The sequence below is a fragment of the Marinifilum sp. genome, from assembly GCF_965230805.1.
In the GTDB taxonomy this organism is placed as follows: domain Bacteria; phylum Bacteroidota; class Bacteroidia; order Bacteroidales; family Marinifilaceae; genus Marinifilum.
In genome coordinates this window covers 3,963,344-3,981,698 of sequence record NZ_OZ246019.1, presented here as the reverse complement: position 1 = coordinate 3,981,698, position 18,355 = coordinate 3,963,344, and the positions used below count along the sequence as shown (strand labels likewise).

Sequence of the window (18,355 nt, the reverse complement as noted above, 5' to 3'; positions counted from 1 at the left end):
GTCTGAATTATGAAAATATGGCGTACAAAGCAGCAATAGTTATTAACAATAACATCACTAACACCCTAATATCGTTTAGTTTTTCTATTTTCCCTTTTACAATAGCCAATGGATTCTCCCAAGTATATTCTTTTATAACTTTAGCATCTGATTTTGGTGTTAGCTTGCTAACAATTAAATATATTACTACACAAATACAGAAGGACCACCAAGCTTGCATCATAAATGGAATACCCCAAACTTCGGTTACTATTGAAGTACCCGTCGGAGTAAATTTAAAGTCCAGGACAAACAAGGTCATTCCCAATACTAAACCACTTATTAAAGTAATAAGCGAAGCTTCTTTTGTCCCTCTTTTATATAGTACACCTAACAGTAAGACTGTTGCTACTGGCGGAGATAATGCTGCGGCTACCTTGTTAATGGCCTCAAAAACGCTAGAGAATTTATCGCCTTGCGTAGACCACATTGCGGCAAGAGCCATAATGCATATAGCTGCCACTCTACCTATTTTTATTAAGCTTTTATCATTCGTTTCTGGTTTTACCCTTTTATATATATCTACAGATACTAATGTTGAGATGCTATTTAAAGCCGCTGCAATAGTACTCATCAGTGCTGCCATTAATGCAGCAGCAAAAAGACCACTTAATCCAACAGGTAGAAGTTTATCGATCAATACTGATAAAGCCACATCTCCAGGGCGAGATACCGCCGGAATTGCAGAATGTGCCGCATCATAGATATCTTGTTTAAAAAGGATATAACCGATGATACCTGGAACAATCATGATAAATGGAGTCAGTAACTTTAAAAAACCCGCAAAGATAGGCCCTCGTTGAGCGTCACTTTTGGTTTTGGCAGCCAGTACTTGTTGCACAATGGTTTGATCAGAACACCAGTACCATAAACCCAAAATAGGATAGCCCAAAAATGCAGCGTACCAAGTCAACCCGCTTCCTGATAGGGTATCGAAACCATTTGCCGAAAAATCTTCATTGATGCTTCCTGTTAAGGCTGTAATTGACTCATTTGTATGCAGTACATCTAATTGCCCCTCTCTTATTAACATCATAAATTTATCTATGAAGCCTAGTTGTTGAACTGAACCATCAATCGCAGCATTGGCCATTAATGTGCTTTCTTCCATAAATACACCAAGCTTCATTAATCCTGCAATAGTTAATGCCACAGATCCGAATATTAATACTCCGGTTTGCACAGCCTGTGTGTACACAACTGCTTTTAAACCTCCTGCCAAATAATAAACCAATGTAAGAGCCGATAAGGTAAAGATGGAAGTCCATGCACTAATACCAAAGAATCTTTGAAAAATAATGGCTCCGGTATAAAGACTTAAACCGATATGCACAAACAATGCCCCTAAAATAGCAATGAAAGCGAACACAGTTCTTGAACGCGAATCATACCTTCGTTCTAAAAATTCGGGTAGGGTTTGTACACGACTTTTAAAGTAAAATGGTGCAAATATAACAGCCAATAAAATTAGAGATATACCAGCCAGCCACTCAAAACTTCCCCAAACCAAACCTTCATTAAAACCGGAAGCTGCTAAACCTACAAGGTGTATAGTTGATATATTGGCTGCAAATAATGACAATCCAATAAGTGGCCATTTCAAATCTCGGCCAGCAAGAAAAAAGCTATCGCTGGTTTCTCTTTTATTTCTCATCTGAAATATTCCGATAAGGGTAATTCCAACAAGAAATGCTATTATTATAATTAGATCAATTGTACTTATATTCATTTTTTAGCTTTTTATTTTTCACAATACCATCTTTCTCCCGCTCCTGAAACCAGAATCACGTTTCCGTAAGCAGTGAAATCACCTGTCCGTATAACAGCTTTTACTTCGTGAGATTTTTGTTTTAATTCAGTATGGTCAATCATTTCAACTTCAATCCCTTCTCCAAAAGAACCTGCAACATCCTTGAAAAGTGTTGGGTTAGTTTCTTTTGTTTGGTTGGCCAGTATCATTTTTTCTACCGAGAAGTACTGCTTTAACTCAGTCAACATTTCCATAACCATAGGTTTATTGGGTGCCAGGGCTAAGTCTACAACTTCAATACCCTTGGGTATGGCAAAACCTGCATCACACACCATCAAAAGATCTCCATGACCTTGCTCTGAGATGATTTTTGCTATTGCTCTGTTTAAAATTCCGATTTCTTTCATCTATTTAAAATTTATCTTCATTTGTCAGATGGAACTCCCGATGAATTTTAATCATTCTCTTGGGTGTATTCTAGAATGCTAAAATTCATGGTCGTTTCATAAATTTCAGATATTCTTATAAGGCTAATTTTTCTTCTACTCCTGCTCCTAATTCTTTGGTAATTTTTTTACCATTTACTTCAATATCTATAGTTTGTGTTTTATCAGAAATTAAAATTACCTGTGCTGAAGTTTCATTCCATGTTAGTTCTTTCACTAATATTCCACCTCTTAAGCGAATACCTTTAATACTACCTTCTTTCCATTGTTCCGGTAGAGCCGGAAAAAACCTGATGTAACCAGGATCGGCATACACTAATGCTGAAGAACACAAATAAGGAAAACCACCGGAAATATCCATATTCATTATCTTACGCTGATCGTGCAAAGAAGACATGCTATATGTCCAATAGTCTCCTGACAATAGGTTAATGGCCTCTTGAGTATATTGACTATTACCAATACGAGTTGCAGCTAAACCGTCCTGAACAACTCCAAATGCCATATCGCCACTTCGGTCTTTATAAGGAAGATGATAAGCTAAAAACTTCTCGATTCCCTTTACTAATGTTGGATTGTTAATGATTTCTTCAGGTGCATCATCATACAATGGATATAGTTGTGATGCATGACGGTGCCTTAAGTTGTTTTTTAAACCAGGCCATAACCACTCTCTGAAATAACCATCTTCATCCACTTCATATTCTGGTAAGTCTTTAAGTATAGATGCCCACTTTTTTTGTAATGACTCATCTACGCCCAGTTGTTTGGCTACTGTTATTGAGTTATTTAGTAACTGCTTGGCTGCTGCAATTTCCATGGTGGCATTGATGGTTGTCGCTTCTTTACCATTGGCAAAATTCTCAGGCGAATAGGTAGGTACAAAGATGTATTTCCCATTCTTATCCTTTCGAGTCAAAAAATCTTCGTAAAACTCACATGCCTGTCTCATTAAAGGATATGTGCGATTCTTCAGGAATTCCTCATCACCATAATAACGATAATAATCGTAGTAATACAATAAAGTCCATGCAGCACCGGCATGCCAGAATACATGTGGATTCCAATAGCTGAAATCGGTTTGCAAAGGACCCATGGTTAACTGCCCGGGAATATTAAATCCTCGCGTTCCAAATAATTGTTTTGCATTGGTTCTAAAACCTTCCCATCGCTCATCATGGTATCTGAAATAGGGCTCCATCAGTTCAGGAGTATTTCCCATCAAATTAAATGCTACGGCACATGGTAAGTTTCCATTGGTTGTAAAACTACCTTCCCAGTTGGCCGACCAGGTAGCACTCCATAAACCAACCAAGTTAGGAGGATTGAGTCCGGTGCTACAGATGATATTATACCTACCAGCATAAAAAGCTCTTTCAATCATAGCCAAAGGTGCTTCTTTTGATAGCCCCTTTAATATTTCATTGGGTTGTTGGCGATCATACTCAGGAGCATTAAGAGAAAAATCAACACGTCCCATTAGCTCGCCATGCTTTTTAGAATGTGATGCTAATAAAGTATTATAATCCGTATTTACACCCTCAATTTGTTTCTTAATCGTTTCGTAATTACTTAAAGATTCCTGTCCTTTAGTAATCGGCTCTACCTTAATCAAAACGAGAATTTCATCAGCATCTTTTATAATAACACTTGAGTCCGTTTCAGTGCGTTCTCCTCCCTTTGAAATTACTTTTCCAAATCCTTCAAAACCCAAATTAGGGTTGTATTTGTTGGTGTGTGCAAACAAGGTGCGCATGTACATCAAACCATCTTTAATACTTTTCTCTGATGACTTAACGCCTTCCTTCTGCATTTCTCTTTCCCTATCATTATGAGGTACAAGGCCACTCAAAGATATCTCGGCTGTTTGTTTCCCATCACCTTTTAATCGTACAACAACTACATCATCTTCTCTTGAAGCAAATGCAGTTCGCTGAAACGTACCTTTAGAATTAGAAACGCTTACATTGGTTTCAGCAGTCATAAAATCAACTGAACGCTGATATTTTTTAATCTCACCTTCGGGTTGTTTAATGTTTAGAATACACGCACCTATATACGGATCACGCCAGTCCATATAGTTTTGTTCCATACGCATTGTATTTACCAACATACCAGCTTCTTTTAGCTTCCCTTGCAGACACAACTTTTGAATATGCTCCATCTTTGAGGTCATCTCAAAAAGTTTATCTCCTTTTTTTCGCGGCAGATAAATACCGGCATGGCTCACATATATATTTTCATCAAAGGGGCGTCCGAGAACGATTGCTCCCATTGTGCCATTTCCGGTTAACAATCCGTTTTTAAATTCCTTTGGGTTATCTGCCCAGCTAATGCTTGTAAAGCCTTTGTCCGGGGCTTTAAAGTAGTCATCCGTATTTGTGCATCCGCATAAAATTAAGAAGATGCATGCAATGATATAATTTGTAGATTTTTTCATTTCTTTAGTTGTATTTTACTTTATAGATTCCAGAAGTTCTAAATATGGTTCAAATACTTGATGCTCTTTAGTAATTTCTTGTAGCATATAAATGATACTATCGTATTGCTCATCAAATTTTGTTAATATCTCAAGCATTTTTAAAGGTTCCCTTTCCAGTTTAATTGCTGTAGCCGCAGCATCTTTTACCACATCGCTTGAATAGTAAGCATCATTCCATTCGTCTTGTTTCCAGAAGTTTCTGCGCTCTGCCAGAAATTTAGAAAACTTAAACATCGTTTTCATTTTCTGTACTTTTCTGCTTAATCGTTCAGAGTCTCCTTCTATCAACTCTATTTCAATTTTTATGGGCTTATCAACAGTGGTTTCCGGTAAGTAGATATGAGTGCTTAATTTTTCTGATTCCAGTCTATAAGTTTTTTCACCACCTTTTTCAGAAAATCTGTATGGTGTTCCATTAACCACTACAGATCTTGGAAACAGCTGATTTATTAGGCGTACTTCGTAGGTTCTTTTAGTCGGCATTCCCTTGTAGCTACCTTTTATAGTATCAATATTTACAAGTAATTTATTCCCATCTTTTTTAAACGATACAGGAGTTATGGTATATTCTCCACTATTAAAACCATTATCGTCTCCCGCATCCTCATATAAATCTAGTTTGCCTGATTTCCCTTCAAATACATTAAAAGCTAATTTATCAGGGATAGCTCCTGATTTTACTTCAAAATCCATGGTAGGAATAATCGCTCCTTCTTTGCAGTAAACAGGTGTTTCGTCATAGGCAAAGGAACTTGTATTAACTTGACCTCCTTTTATTTTTTCTCCCGTAAACCAGCTAGTCCACTCCCCTTCAGGAAGCCAGGTTGTTTGCTCTACAAAAAGGCTATCACCAAGGGCTGGTTTAGTAATCGGATGAACTAACATATTGTCGCCAAAATAGTATTGGTTTTTATATTCGTAGGATTCATCCTTATCAGGATATTCATAATACATTGGACGACAAAGCGAAACACCTGAATCATATGCCTGGCGTGCAGAATGATATATATATGGAATAAGCTCGCGACGCAATTGTGTTAAATGACGCAAGTGAAAAAAGTTATCGGGCGAGTATTCCCAAATTTTACGTTTGATTAACGCTCGGCAGGTAGCGTGAGTTTTTAAAATAGGGCTAAATGTTCCATACTGAAACCAACGAACAAACAGCTCCTCGGAAGTGGTTTCAGGTTTATCAACATCTCCATAAAAACCCCCAATATCATTACCCCAAAAGCCCCATCCAACATTTGAGGCTGTGCTGGTAAAATAAGGTTGGTAATCCAATGATTCCCAGGTAATTTTTGTATCGCCTGAAAAACCAATTTGGTATCGGTGATTACCTAAACCTCCCCAACGGTGATAAATCAATGGTCTTTTTCCCTGACGTTCCATATCAGAATAGTGAACGTAGTTAAGGTAAAATGTTGGATTGACACCTTCTATAGAGGTGTTGTTCCACTGTTGCCAGTCCAACCACCAAAAATCAACTCCATCTTTTTCCATTGGGTGAAGTGCCTGCTCAAAATAGTGCTTAGCGAATTTTTTATCTACAATATCAAACTGAACAGGTTCTCCTTTTTTTGCATTTACCCCCATTTTTTCTGCCATCACTTCGTAAACATCCTCGTGGGGGTGAAAACCTGAAGCAGGATGCAGATTTAAGCAGGTTTTTAATCCATGTTCTTCAGCCCAGTCCTGAAACTTTGCTGGGTCGGGAAAATAGTTTTTATTCCACGAAAAGCCAGTCCAACCATACATTTGATCGTTTTTATCTTTTGCTCTTTTACCATCCTTAAAAAACTCTTTTAAACCGGTAGCATGCCAATCCATATCCATTACCAACACGTCTAATGGAATATTTAGTGATTCGAATTGACCCACCATTTCTTTATATTCGGCTTCGGTAAATGGATGCCAGCGTGAAAACCAATAACCAAAAATATAACGTGGTGGTAGTGCTATTTTTCCTGCTACAGATGTAAAATCAGCAAGTGCTTGTTTGTAATCGTTTCCATAGGCAAAAAAATAGAAATCCTGATTTTCCTTTAGTTTTCTTTCTTCTACCCAGGCCCATTCCGAATTATCGAATACGGGCTTACCCGAATCATCTATCAGAGTCCAACCATCACGGGATAAAACACCTTCTTCTAATTCAATTTTTGTTTTACCGTTCTCACCAAGATAATACGCTCCATCAGCGCGGTCAAGCGTACGAGTAGTACCCAAAAGGTTCCCTTTGTTCTCCATACCAGGATACCATTCAAGTTCCATTCCTCCGGTATGTATTGCTACTGATAGGTTTTCCTTTGAAAAAGGCCCACTCTTTTCTTTATACTCTAAAGTAAGCTTATCCGTAATAATGATTAACACACCATTTTCTAGTGACTTTTGAAAGTTTGGAACTTGTAAATTTCTATTTACGAATACCAATGAAGCCTTGTCTTCAAACTTTCGTTTTTTGCTCCATTCCATCCTAATTAAACCAGACTTTAAAACTGTAAATCTCGCATTGCCTGAAGTTACTACAGCTTTAGGATTTGCTTTAGGTTTATATTCCTGCGCCTTTGCATTGATTCCCATAAAAAACAAAGCAATTACCAATGCTCTTCTTATAATTAAATTCATAGCCATTTCCATTTTAAATGTCAATAAAATGTTATTCTTCAATCTGCAACAACATCCACTTATCTTCCAATACTCCTTCCATTACATTTTGGATGCAAAGATTCCAACTGATAAACCCTACGAATTTTCCATTTTTATCTACATGATCGGCAGATGGAGCTAATGGTGCACCAGTATCCGCATGATAGTTTTCATGCATGATGCCCCATTCTTTAATGTCATCAACCAATAATTGCCCCAGAGTTTCTGCCAACCAAGCTAGCTCCTTATCATACCCATAGTTTTTAAGACCAATAGAAAAAATATAGTTAGCAATTGGCCAAACCGGTCCTTGCCAATTTGAGAATGGTACAATTACATTTTTATTGTTATAATCAACATCTTGAGCAGAAAGGGATCTGAAACCATACTTGGCTTTCATGCATTTGGGATTGGTAAGGTGAGCTTCAATAGTCTGTTTTCCTTGCTCGGGAGTAGCAATCTTATACATTAGCGGTATAAAACTTGAATAGCTCACTCTTTTGTAATGTTTTTTAGAATCAATATCAACATTGTAATAAACCTTATCTTCTGCATTCCAAAGGTGTTTGTTAATATTGGCTTTTAAAGTTTCGGCTGCCTTTTTAAACTTGGCAGCATCTTCTTGTTTACCTAACTTCTTAGCTATTACCGATTGAGCTAACAATTCTCCGTATTGGAATGCACTAACATCTGCACACACAAACTCTCGTGAATCGTCTGTAAAATAATTCATAGCCGGGTTGTTATCAGCACCACTTTGCATGGCTATTTCCCAATAATATAAGCCAAATTCTTTATTAAACTGTGTGTTTTCGCGATACTCTAATATTTTAGTAATTCTATCGTAGTAAGGTTCAATCCATGAGTAATCTCCTACTGCTTCAGAATAATGATATATTCCTTGTGAAAGGAAAGGTTTCATGGCAAACTTGCCAAATATTTTACGTTGTCCTTTGGTGGTCATTCCTCCTGACACATAACCTTCCTCATCTATATTTTCCATGTAAGTTAAGGCCCAATATTTCATAAACTCCGGCTGTCCTTTACTTATAAAGTGATTTGCCATAAAAAAGGCATCCCAGTCCCAAAGTTGACTGTAAAAACCAGCCGGAATTAAATAGGGATATTTTAAATATCCTTCCGGTTGCTTGATTACCTGAGGACGCAAACGGTCATATTCGGTAGATAACTCATCGTAGATTTGCTTCATCTTTTCCATATTGACTGAGGTATGCGTCACGTTATCCTTTGCATTATTCATGCTTTTTTTGGGTTTGTTACACGACATAGCAATTACAAATAGCATTGCAATAACTATAACATTAGGTAAGTTGTTCATTCTTATAAGTTTTATGATACTATCGTTTTATTTATTCCAGTTTGGTGGTTCTATTCCCATTAGATGTTTAATAAAGAAATCTCTTCGTTTGCGCTCTCCAAACTTGCCCCCAAGCGTATGCCCTACTCCCGGTAAGATAACAAATTCAAACTCTTTACCCGCTTTTATTAATGCATCTACAACCTGCAATGTAGACGATGGATCAACATTATCGTCCAGCTCACCTAAAATGAGCATCAGCTTGCCTTCTAAATTCTTTGCCATAGTCACATTGGAGTTTTCCTTGTAACTTTTGTCTATCGGATATCCCATCCATAACTCATTCCACCATATTTTATCCATGCGGTTATCATGACAACCGCAAGCGGAAACAGCTACCTTATAAAAATCAGGATATTGCAACACTGCTGCTGTAGAGCTTTGCCCCCCAGCAGAACCTCCATAAATACCAACCTTATTAATGTCCATGTATGGATACTTTTTGGCAGCTTCTTTTATCCATTTTATTCTGTCGGGCAAACCTGCATCTTTCAAGTTTTTCCAGGCCACATCAGCAAATGCTTTGGATCTGTAACCCGTACCCATTCCGTCAATTTGCACCACGATAAAGCCTAATTCGGCTATTGAACTAAACTTCCATTCATAAGCAAAAAAGTTTTTAGGTACGTGATTTCTGCCTGGTCCTGCGTATATATATTCCAGAATTGGATATTTTTTATTAGGATCAAAATTAGATGGACGATAAATAATACCCCAAATATCTGTTTTATCATCGCGCCCTTTGGCTGTGAAAACTTCAGGATATTGCCATCCTTTTTGTTGTAATTTACTAACATCAGACTGCTCTATGGTCATTAGTTTCTTACCAGATTTTGCATCTCGTAAAACTGTAATCGGTGCTTTGTCAACCTTTGAATATTTATCTACTAACAGTGTTTTAGACTCATTAAACCATGCTTTATGATGAGCTTCTTCAGGCGTAATATTTTTCATTTTAGAGCCATCCAATTTTATCTGGTAATATTGAAGTAAGTATGGGTCTGCTCCTTTTTTTACGCCATTTGCCGAGAATATCATTTCTCTTTTTTCCTCATCAACATGGATAATGTCTCTTGCATAGAAGTCACCTTTGGTGATTTGATTCTTTATCTTTCCGGTATTTCCATCTATTAAATAAAAATGAAACCATCCATCGCGTTCCGACTTCCAAATCATCTCTTCACCATCATTTAAATCCCATCTTTGGTTCTGAATATACTCTACATAAGTTTTGCTTTTTTCTTCGGCCAAAATTGTAATTTTCCCGGATGTGGCATCTACTTTAACTACCTGATATTTCTGGTGTCCGCGCTCATTGTACTCAAAAGTAAAAGCGGAGCTGTTATTTCGCCATTTCAACGATATTGCGTAAAACTGATGTTCAAATGCTGAACCATCAACATGAATTTGCTTTTTATCCTCAACAGAGAATAATGCCGGACGCCTAATTGGCACTACATCGCCGGGTTTTAAATATTCTCGTTTATGCAATTTAGGTTGCAATTGATCCTTTGGTGAGGATTCAATCATGTAAAAATATTGCTTGTGATGTTGCCTTACTTTAAATGTGGCAAGCTTTTTTGAGTCGGACGACCATTTTAAAAATGCAGAATACAAATCACCAGCCGAGCCATCATTACTTAATTGTGTTTCCTCTTTTGTTTTTAAATTTTTAACAAAAACATTGTAATTCTTAATATATGCCATCCAAATCGAATCAGGCGAAAGAACAGGATCGTTATCTAAATCATCTTTTGAAGTGGCCCAGTAGGTATCTTCTTTTTTCTCAACCGCTTTTCCCTTTTCCAGTTTATCTTTATCGATAAAATAAGTACAATGATAATTTTCAGCCTCAAAAAACAAGGTGTTTGCTTCATTATCAACTTTCAAATTTTTCAAGCTAAAAGAATCAGATTTCTTATTGGTACCAAATAAGCTATTATACTGCCGCAATAGCAAATCTTTCCTAAAAAGCTCCTTCTTGTTTAGGCTTGATGTTGAAACTAGCTTGTATTTTATTCCTTCAGACCCGTTAGTTTTATACCAGAAGGTAGAATCGGTCAACCATGTTGCTTCCAGCTGATGATGGGTCACCAAACTGTTAAACAGATAAGTTGAATCGGCCCTTTTATAATCGTTGACGGAAATTTGGGCTAAAACTGAGTGGCTTAATGCAACGAATACTAACAGATAAATAATTCTCATAATCAAAATTTAATACTTACAAAGGCTTTATTATGGCCACAAAACCACCTTCTTTATTCATTTTTAGTTTAAACTTATCGTGTTTATTTATTTCCTTCTTGCTGATTTTATAATCTTCTGCAAACTTGTCTGAATTAATACCATCTTGCATCATCTCTATACCATATTTATGCTCAGCCAAAAAAGACAAATCAATATTATACTCGCGAGATTCATCATTAGTTAAACCTGCTAAAAACCAAGTATTACCTTTTCTTCGTGCCATAACCAGGTATTCCCCAACTTTAGCCTCTAACACTTTTGTTTCGTCCCAGGTGTTTGGAATTTGCGTTAAAAAATCGGTTGTTTCCTGCTCTCTTTCATAATTAGAAGGACTATCTGCAAACATCTGCACACCACTCTCATAAATCACAAAAAGAGCAATCTGGTGACATCTGGTTCCTTGACTTGATGGTCGATTAAAATTCCATTTGAATTCTTTGGAATGAAAATTCCGCATGGCTCCCGGGGTATAATCCATAGGTCCGCATACCATTCTTATAAAAGGAAGTTCAAGATTGAATTCTGGTGTATTTTGTTTACTCCATTTACTTTCTTCCAAGCCACCCACTCCTTCGTATGAAACAATATTTGGATATGATCGGCGTAATCCTGTTGGTTTAAATGCTCCATGAAAATCAATCAATAACTTTCGCTTGTAAGTTTCTTTTGCAGCTTTTTCATAGAAGTTAACCATCCACTGGTCGGCTCTGTCCATAAAATCTACCTTGATACCGGCAGCACCCCATTCTACAAATTTATCTAATACTTCCCACTGCTCGTTTAATGCTCGCCAAGTGGCCCAAAGAATAATACCTACCCCCTTCTTCTTGCCATAATCAATTAGGTATTGCAAATCTGTTTCAGGATTAGCTTTAGTTAGATCCCTTGTTGAAACTGACCAACCTTCATCTAAAATGATATATTCTAAGCCATTTTTTGCCGCAAAGTCGATATAATATTTCCAGGTTTTAGTGTTCAAGCCCGACTCGAAATCAACACCATATAAATTAGACGCATTCCACCAGTCCCAAGCAACCCTACCGGGTTTTATCCATGAGTTATCCTTTTTTTTGTTTTCCCTCGACAAACAATAGATCATATCAGACTCTATAAGCTGTCCATCATTCTCTGTTAATAAGAAAACTCGCCATGGGAAACTTCTTGTCCCTTTGGTTTTGGCAATAAAATCCGCTTCTTTGGTAATACGGCTTCTTCGGTCACCATACAATTCTGTTTCTAGTGGATAGGGAGGGAAAGTAGCAGTTAATTGATTTTCTTTTTCTCCTTTTTTCAGAAACATATGCGGATAATCGTAATGGTCAGCTTCAGTAATTAGTATTTTATTTCCTTTTTTGTCCCCTAACAGATAAGGTAAATAAGTGTACATGGTATCAGGAAACTGAGATACATTTAACTTTGTATACTCCTCCTGATAGCAGCCTTGATAAGTTTTGTACAAAGAAGCCCAACTGTTGTAATCATCTGAAAAAGTAATTTCAAGCTTCTCATGCACTTCCACTTCATTTTTTACATTAGTTATATAACGGTATGCAACTCCCTCGTTATAGGCTCTTAACTGAATACTACATTTAGCATTTAATTTTAATTCCAGTGCATTGTATTCATGCTTAACTGTTGAATTTTTATGAGATACAACCGGCTTTATCATGTCTTTCTCATGATATGATCTTGATTTAAATTTATTCTTTGCCAAGATGCTTTCTTTGTTAAATAAAAACTCTAATTCGGCTTTATTTATCATCTCCTGACCATTAAGCTTAGCAGAAAAACTTAAACTCTGATTAGATTGTATTGTAAGTTTTATTTTCCCATCCGGAGACTTTAGCTCGTCTTGTCCCTTTGCCAACAAACTAAAACTTAAAAAAAGAATCACCAATTGTAAATATCTCATAATAAACTGATTTATAAACACCCCATATAATTTCTCAACTCTCCAATCAAATTGTTGGTTATAATTGTTTTATTATATAACCAAAATAACTTTTATAGCATTTATCTTAAAACTGTCCTTTCTATAAGCCATTTATACACGTGTAACCTATAAAAAAATGATTTCACAAGCTTGATTAACTTACTAATTATCATTTAAACTCTGTCGAAAAAAGTCTAATTGTTTAAATTTATATTCATTCCTAACAGGTTCCCATTTATACATAGCATTCTTGCCAAAACATAGATTCATATTCTTGCAAACATAAATTCTTGACTTAAATTTTCTCCGAGATTAGTGCTGGTAGCACTAATCTCGGAGAGTCATACTAACGATTTAACTCATAGTTGCGAATTACATGCATTCTTTACCATATACAATATTTAAACACTCTAATCTGAATCAGATAAGGCGATAAAAATATATTATGCGTGTCGATTATTAATTTTGATGCCTGTAATTACTTATACTCAAAATTTCTAATTATAACCTAAATTCTGTACCAAATTTGGGTTTAGATTAAGCTCACTATTTGTAAAAGGCCAAAGTGTAAAATGATCCTTCCAAACAATTGCAACCCCCAAAGGATCAGTTAGAGTTACGATCGTTTCTCCTAATTCACCCCAACGCAATAAATCAAAACGCCTATGACCTTCAAAAGCCAACTCAATATTGCGCTCGTATTTTATCAGGTTAAATTTATCAGTATCCTGCATTGTATCAACATTTACATTAGCCATTCCAACTCGGTTACGAATCAATTTAATTGTTTGATCATAAACCGTCTGATCAAACTGACCAAGTTCATATTTTGCCTCGGCATACATTAAAAGAACATCTGCATATCTAAGATGAATAATACTTTGCTCACTAGATCCACCAACATGAATAGAATTATCGTCGGTTATATCTCTATCGAAATATTTTTTAATATACCAACCTGTCTGGGTTGGTTCGTATTTTACCAGTTTTCCAATAGCATCATACCAGTCGTGATTTTCAGGATAAATTGAAAGATAGAATCTAGGATCTCGATTTTGATAATCTGCACTTTCAAGAGATGAAACTCCAACTGCAAGACCATCAGACATCAAATACTGATCAACAAACTCCTGACGAGGTGTTCCTCCTGAGGAGTGAACCAAAGTTCTGGTTAAACTGTGAGCTACATCAGGATATTGGAATTCTGAAGCAAAAATAATTTCATTACTATTTGCCTGCCCTTTTTTTATAAATAGGTTAAAGTAATCCGGATCCAAGCTAAATTGCCCGGATTTAATAACTTCTTCGGCCGCATTGGCAGCCAACTGCCACTGACCATTTTGCAATAAAATTTTAGCTTTCAATGCTTGAGCCGCACCTTTTGTAATAAATCCATCATAGGATTTTTCGGGAAGTGAATTAATAGCAATATCTAACTCTGATAAAATATATTCAACGATCTCTGCTTTTGATGATTTGGCGATTTCATAAGCATCAAGATCATTATTAGCAATCTTTTCCTTATACAGCGGTACTCCTCCGTAAAGTTCTGTTAAGTAGAAATAATAAAACGCTTTTAAGAATCTTGCATCTGCCAAATACGCCTCTTTTGTCATATTTTCGAACAAATCATCGCTCATTGCACCAACATTCGCAATATGATCATTAGCAGCCGCAATTACCGAAAAAGCTTCTTTATAGAATCCACTGACTAATCCGCCAGTTTCAGGTGTGATTATTCCCTGATAAATTGATTTTGAGGCTCCCCAATCATATTGTGCATACAATTGATCCGTTGTTGCATCTAAAGTATATCTGTTATCAGTTAAATAACGATTATAAATAGGTCTGTCATTGCTATCATGACCACGAAGCCACATTTTCGCATATAAGCCAATTCTAGACTCTTGGGCTGCTTTTTCAGAATCAAAATAACCCTCAGCATATGCTGAGTAATTAGGAACTTTTTCAAGATAGTCTTCACATGAGCTAAAGACCACCAAAATGATTAGGTATATGATATTAATTATTTTCATAATATTAAATCTTTAGAAAGTTAATTTAGCCCCAATAGAATACGTCTTAAGTTGAGGGAAAGTATTGGTAGTGAAATTATCATTAGATCTTTCCGGATCATATTCAAAATCTGTAAATGTAATTAAGTTATCACCCGAAACATAAATTCTACAATTGTGAACACCTATTTTTGAACAGATAGTCTGTGGCAAATTATAGCCCAATTGTATGTTTTTTAATCTTAAATATGAAGCATCATGCAAATGGAAATCACTTACTCTTTCCGTAATTGGATTATATCTATATATTTGACCAATGTTATACAAAGCCGGCATAGAGTTCGTTGAACCTTCGCCATCCCATGCATTTCTCCATTTCTTAGTGACTGGACCTCCTTGCATAAATGGCTCATAACCTATCCAACGTGCTAGATTCTTTTTACCTGCTACTCCTTGCCAAAACATCGATAAATCGAAATTTTTATATTCCATATTAAGATTAAAAGAGTAATTCAATTTTGGATGGTAACCTTTTATAAAAACTCTATCACCTTTTCCACCTTCAATGGTTATCTCTCCATCTTCGTTAACATCTCTAAAAATAAGATCACCTGGCTGTGTTTGTGATCTAAACGGTTCGTAGATTGGCAAATTATCAATTTCATCTTGATTTTGATAAATTCCTATCCAATCCAACATGTAATACTCGTTAATAGCATGACCTTCTACATTAGATCTACCATAAAATGTACTACCCCAGTTATTATCTTCGATTTTAGTAATTTTGTTTTTATAATGATCTGCCATAAAACTTACATCATACTTGAATTCTCCAATTCGGTTCGAATGTCGCAGAGTTATTTCAAAGCCAGTATTTTCCATGTTTTTATAATTCACCAAAGGTGGCGTTTTTCCAACACTTGCAGGAATTTGAGCTCTATCATGACCTCCTTCTGTCTCTTTCTTGTAAACATCTAATTCCAAACCAAACAATCCATTCTTTACAGAAAGATCCACCCCTAGGTTATAGGTTGTTACCACTTCCCATACTAAGTCTGGATTCGATAATGCATTAGCACTTATACCAGATTGCAAACTCCCATTTACAGGATACAACGAATTTGCATACAATTCTTGATATGGATAATCGCTTAACACCGCTTGGTTACCTAACTGGCCCGCAGAAACACGAAGCTTTAAATTATCTAACCAGCTTAAATCTTCCATAAAATCTTCTTCAGACAGTCTCCATCCTAAAGACATACTAGGAAACAGATCCCAACGATGCTTTTTAGCCATCTTAGATGTTCCATCGTAACGTAAATTACCTTCGACAAGGTATTTTCCTTTATAATCGTAGCTAAGCCTTCCAAAAAGTGATTGCAATGACCATGAACTAGTATTTCCTGACAACTCTTGATCTTCAGGAGTACCTGCATCAATATCCGTTGTTTTAATGGAAGAATAATTCGGACGATAGGCATATATATTGTCATAGTTCATTTCCTGTTGTTCGTAACCAGCAACAAGACTAAAATTTTGATCTTCAATCGCTTTGTTATAATTTATAATGGAGTTGAAATGAATATTCGAACTTCTCCAGTCGTTATGATACACACCTTCCTGAAATGGTTCATAGGTCCCAAAAAATTCATTTGTTGAAAACACATATCCTGTCATTTCTTCATACATATGTTCCTTTTCTGTGCGATCATATCTCCATGCTGCAGTAGTTTTCCAGGAAAATCCTTTAAATGGATGGATATCTATATATGCTTGCGGACTTATCTCGTATTTATCGTAATGAGTATATCCCGGATTATCAGCTACCGCTTGAGGATTTCTATTTCTCCAGATTTCTGGAATATCGCGTGCCGAATGTCGTCCTGATCCATCAGACAAATAAGGAGACATTGTTGGAGGCATTGTATATGCATAAAGCATCTGCTCATAAATACTTTCATTTGTAGGTTCTTCCTCATCACGATAAACGAAACCAGTATTGAATCCAAAATTTATGCTTTTGTTAAGCTCAAGATCCATTTTAAATCTGGCTGAGTATTTTTTTGCACCATACCCTTCCATTATACCTTCCTGATCCATGAAGCCCATGTTTATATAGTAAGTATTCTTCTCACTACCTCCACTAATAGCCAATTGATATTCCTGTCTCTTAGCTGTTTTAAACATGTGATCCATCCAATTAAAATTCGGATACCTAGGATCACCAGGTTCTGCATTTCTATAGGCATCTATCATTTCTTGCGGATACACTTGAGAAACTCCGGTGTGAGCAGCACCCTTATTCCACAATTCCATATGTTCTACAGAATTATAAATAAAATCAGGTAAGATTGTAGCCTTTTGTAAGCCAAAATTTACACTGGCCTCTACCTTGGTTTCACCTTTTACACCGCTTTTTGTTGTTACCAAAACAACTCCATTGGCAGCTCTTGAACCATAAATTGCAGCTGATGCAGCATCTTTAAGCACAGTTATATTTTCAATATCACTTGGGTTAAGTGCTGACAAATCACCTTCTATTCCATCAATCAATACATAAGGTGTAGAGTTTTTAAAACTACTGATTCCACGTAGTCTTATTCTAATACCTTCATCACCCGGTTGACCGGAATTTTGAACAATATTTAAACCCGCAACACGCCCCTGTAACATTGATGCACTGTTACTAACCGGTCTCTTTACCAATTCTTCCGATTTAACGATTGTGGTTGCCCCCGTAAGGTTAGCCTTCTTTTGGTATCCGTAACCAACGGCAACAATTTCATCCAAACCGATTGCGTCATTTTCAAGAGTTACATTAATAATTTTTTGGTCATTAATATTTACCTCCTGTGTTTTCATACCTACAAATGAAAAAACCAGAACTCCGGTTGGAGAGGCTGAAATCTGATATTTGCCATATACATCGGTAACTGTTCCGGTAGTTGTTCCTTTAATTGAAATCGAAACTCCGGGCAAACCAATGCCACTGTCATCGGTAACAGTTCCTGTAATCTTTTGTTCTTGCTGCTCCGAGAATATCGCATCATTATCATGATTAATACTCTCTACTACACCTGCAAAAGAATATCCCGAAGTACTTGTTATAGCAATTCCCATTGCCAATAAGACTCGTTTAACCCTTCCGGGTAATTTTAGTTGTTTCATATTAAAATGATTTAGGTTAAAATGATTTATTAATTAACTCCGCGGTCAAAGTCTTTCAAATCTATAAACCTTCTCATTTCAAAATGGGTATCGATTATACCAAAAAGGGGTAATTTTTATTCCAAACCATTTCAGCAAAATTATAATTACCTATATGTTTGGACTTTATACTCTCTCATCTTTGCTTTTTAAGCGTGGGGAGAATTGTACCAAAAGAGGGTAAATATTGTACAAACAAGCAAATTGTC

9 protein-coding genes are annotated in these 18,355 nt (G+C 36.2%); all 9 read right to left on the bottom strand.

The annotated features are described in order from the left end of the window. Positions 1 to 7 precede the first annotated feature (7 nt). Positions 8 to 1,768 (bottom strand): sodium:solute symporter family transporter, encoded by a 1,761-nt coding sequence (locus ACO05S_RS15470; protein ID WP_421918915.1) that lies wholly within the window; start codon positions 1,766 to 1,768, stop codon positions 8 to 10. Positions 1,769 to 1,779: 11 nt separating this feature from the next. After that, a complete protein-coding gene (gene rbsD, locus ACO05S_RS15465; protein ID WP_421918914.1) occupies positions 1,780 to 2,196 on the bottom strand; it encodes a D-ribose pyranase in 417 nt (138 codons plus the stop codon). A gap of 115 nt (positions 2,197 to 2,311) precedes the next feature. After that, on the bottom strand, positions 2,312 to 4,675 hold the full coding sequence (locus ACO05S_RS15460; RefSeq protein WP_421918913.1) for a glycosyl hydrolase family 95 catalytic domain-containing protein: 2,364 nt from the start codon (positions 4,673 to 4,675) through the stop codon (positions 2,312 to 2,314). A 15-nt stretch (positions 4,676 to 4,690) separates the two neighbouring features. Continuing rightward, the gene (locus ACO05S_RS15455) at positions 4,691 to 7,342 is read right to left on the bottom strand and encodes a TIM-barrel domain-containing protein (RefSeq protein WP_421918912.1); all 2,652 of its coding nucleotides are present in this window, start codon (positions 7,340 to 7,342) and stop codon (positions 4,691 to 4,693) included. A gap of 31 nt (positions 7,343 to 7,373) precedes the next feature. Continuing rightward, positions 7,374 to 8,702, bottom strand: coding sequence for an MGH1-like glycoside hydrolase domain-containing protein (locus tag ACO05S_RS15450; protein WP_421918911.1), 1,329 nt, complete (start codon positions 8,700 to 8,702; stop codon positions 7,374 to 7,376). A 27-nt stretch (positions 8,703 to 8,729) separates the two neighbouring features. After that, the gene (locus tag ACO05S_RS15445) at positions 8,730 to 10,946 is read right to left on the bottom strand and encodes a prolyl oligopeptidase family serine peptidase (protein WP_421918910.1); all 2,217 of its coding nucleotides are present in this window, start codon (positions 10,944 to 10,946) and stop codon (positions 8,730 to 8,732) included. A gap of 16 nt (positions 10,947 to 10,962) precedes the next feature. Continuing rightward, a complete protein-coding gene (locus tag ACO05S_RS15440) occupies positions 10,963 to 12,900 on the bottom strand; it encodes a glycoside hydrolase family 97 protein (RefSeq protein WP_421918909.1) in 1,938 nt (645 codons plus the stop codon). 518 nt (positions 12,901 to 13,418) lie between these two features. After that, on the bottom strand, positions 13,419 to 14,957 hold the full coding sequence (locus ACO05S_RS15435) for a RagB/SusD family nutrient uptake outer membrane protein (protein ID WP_421918908.1): 1,539 nt from the start codon (positions 14,955 to 14,957) through the stop codon (positions 13,419 to 13,421). 12 nt (positions 14,958 to 14,969) lie between these two features. Continuing rightward, on the bottom strand, positions 14,970 to 18,107 hold the full coding sequence (locus tag ACO05S_RS15430; protein WP_421918907.1) for a SusC/RagA family TonB-linked outer membrane protein: 3,138 nt from the start codon (positions 18,105 to 18,107) through the stop codon (positions 14,970 to 14,972). Positions 18,108 to 18,355 lie beyond the last annotated feature (248 nt).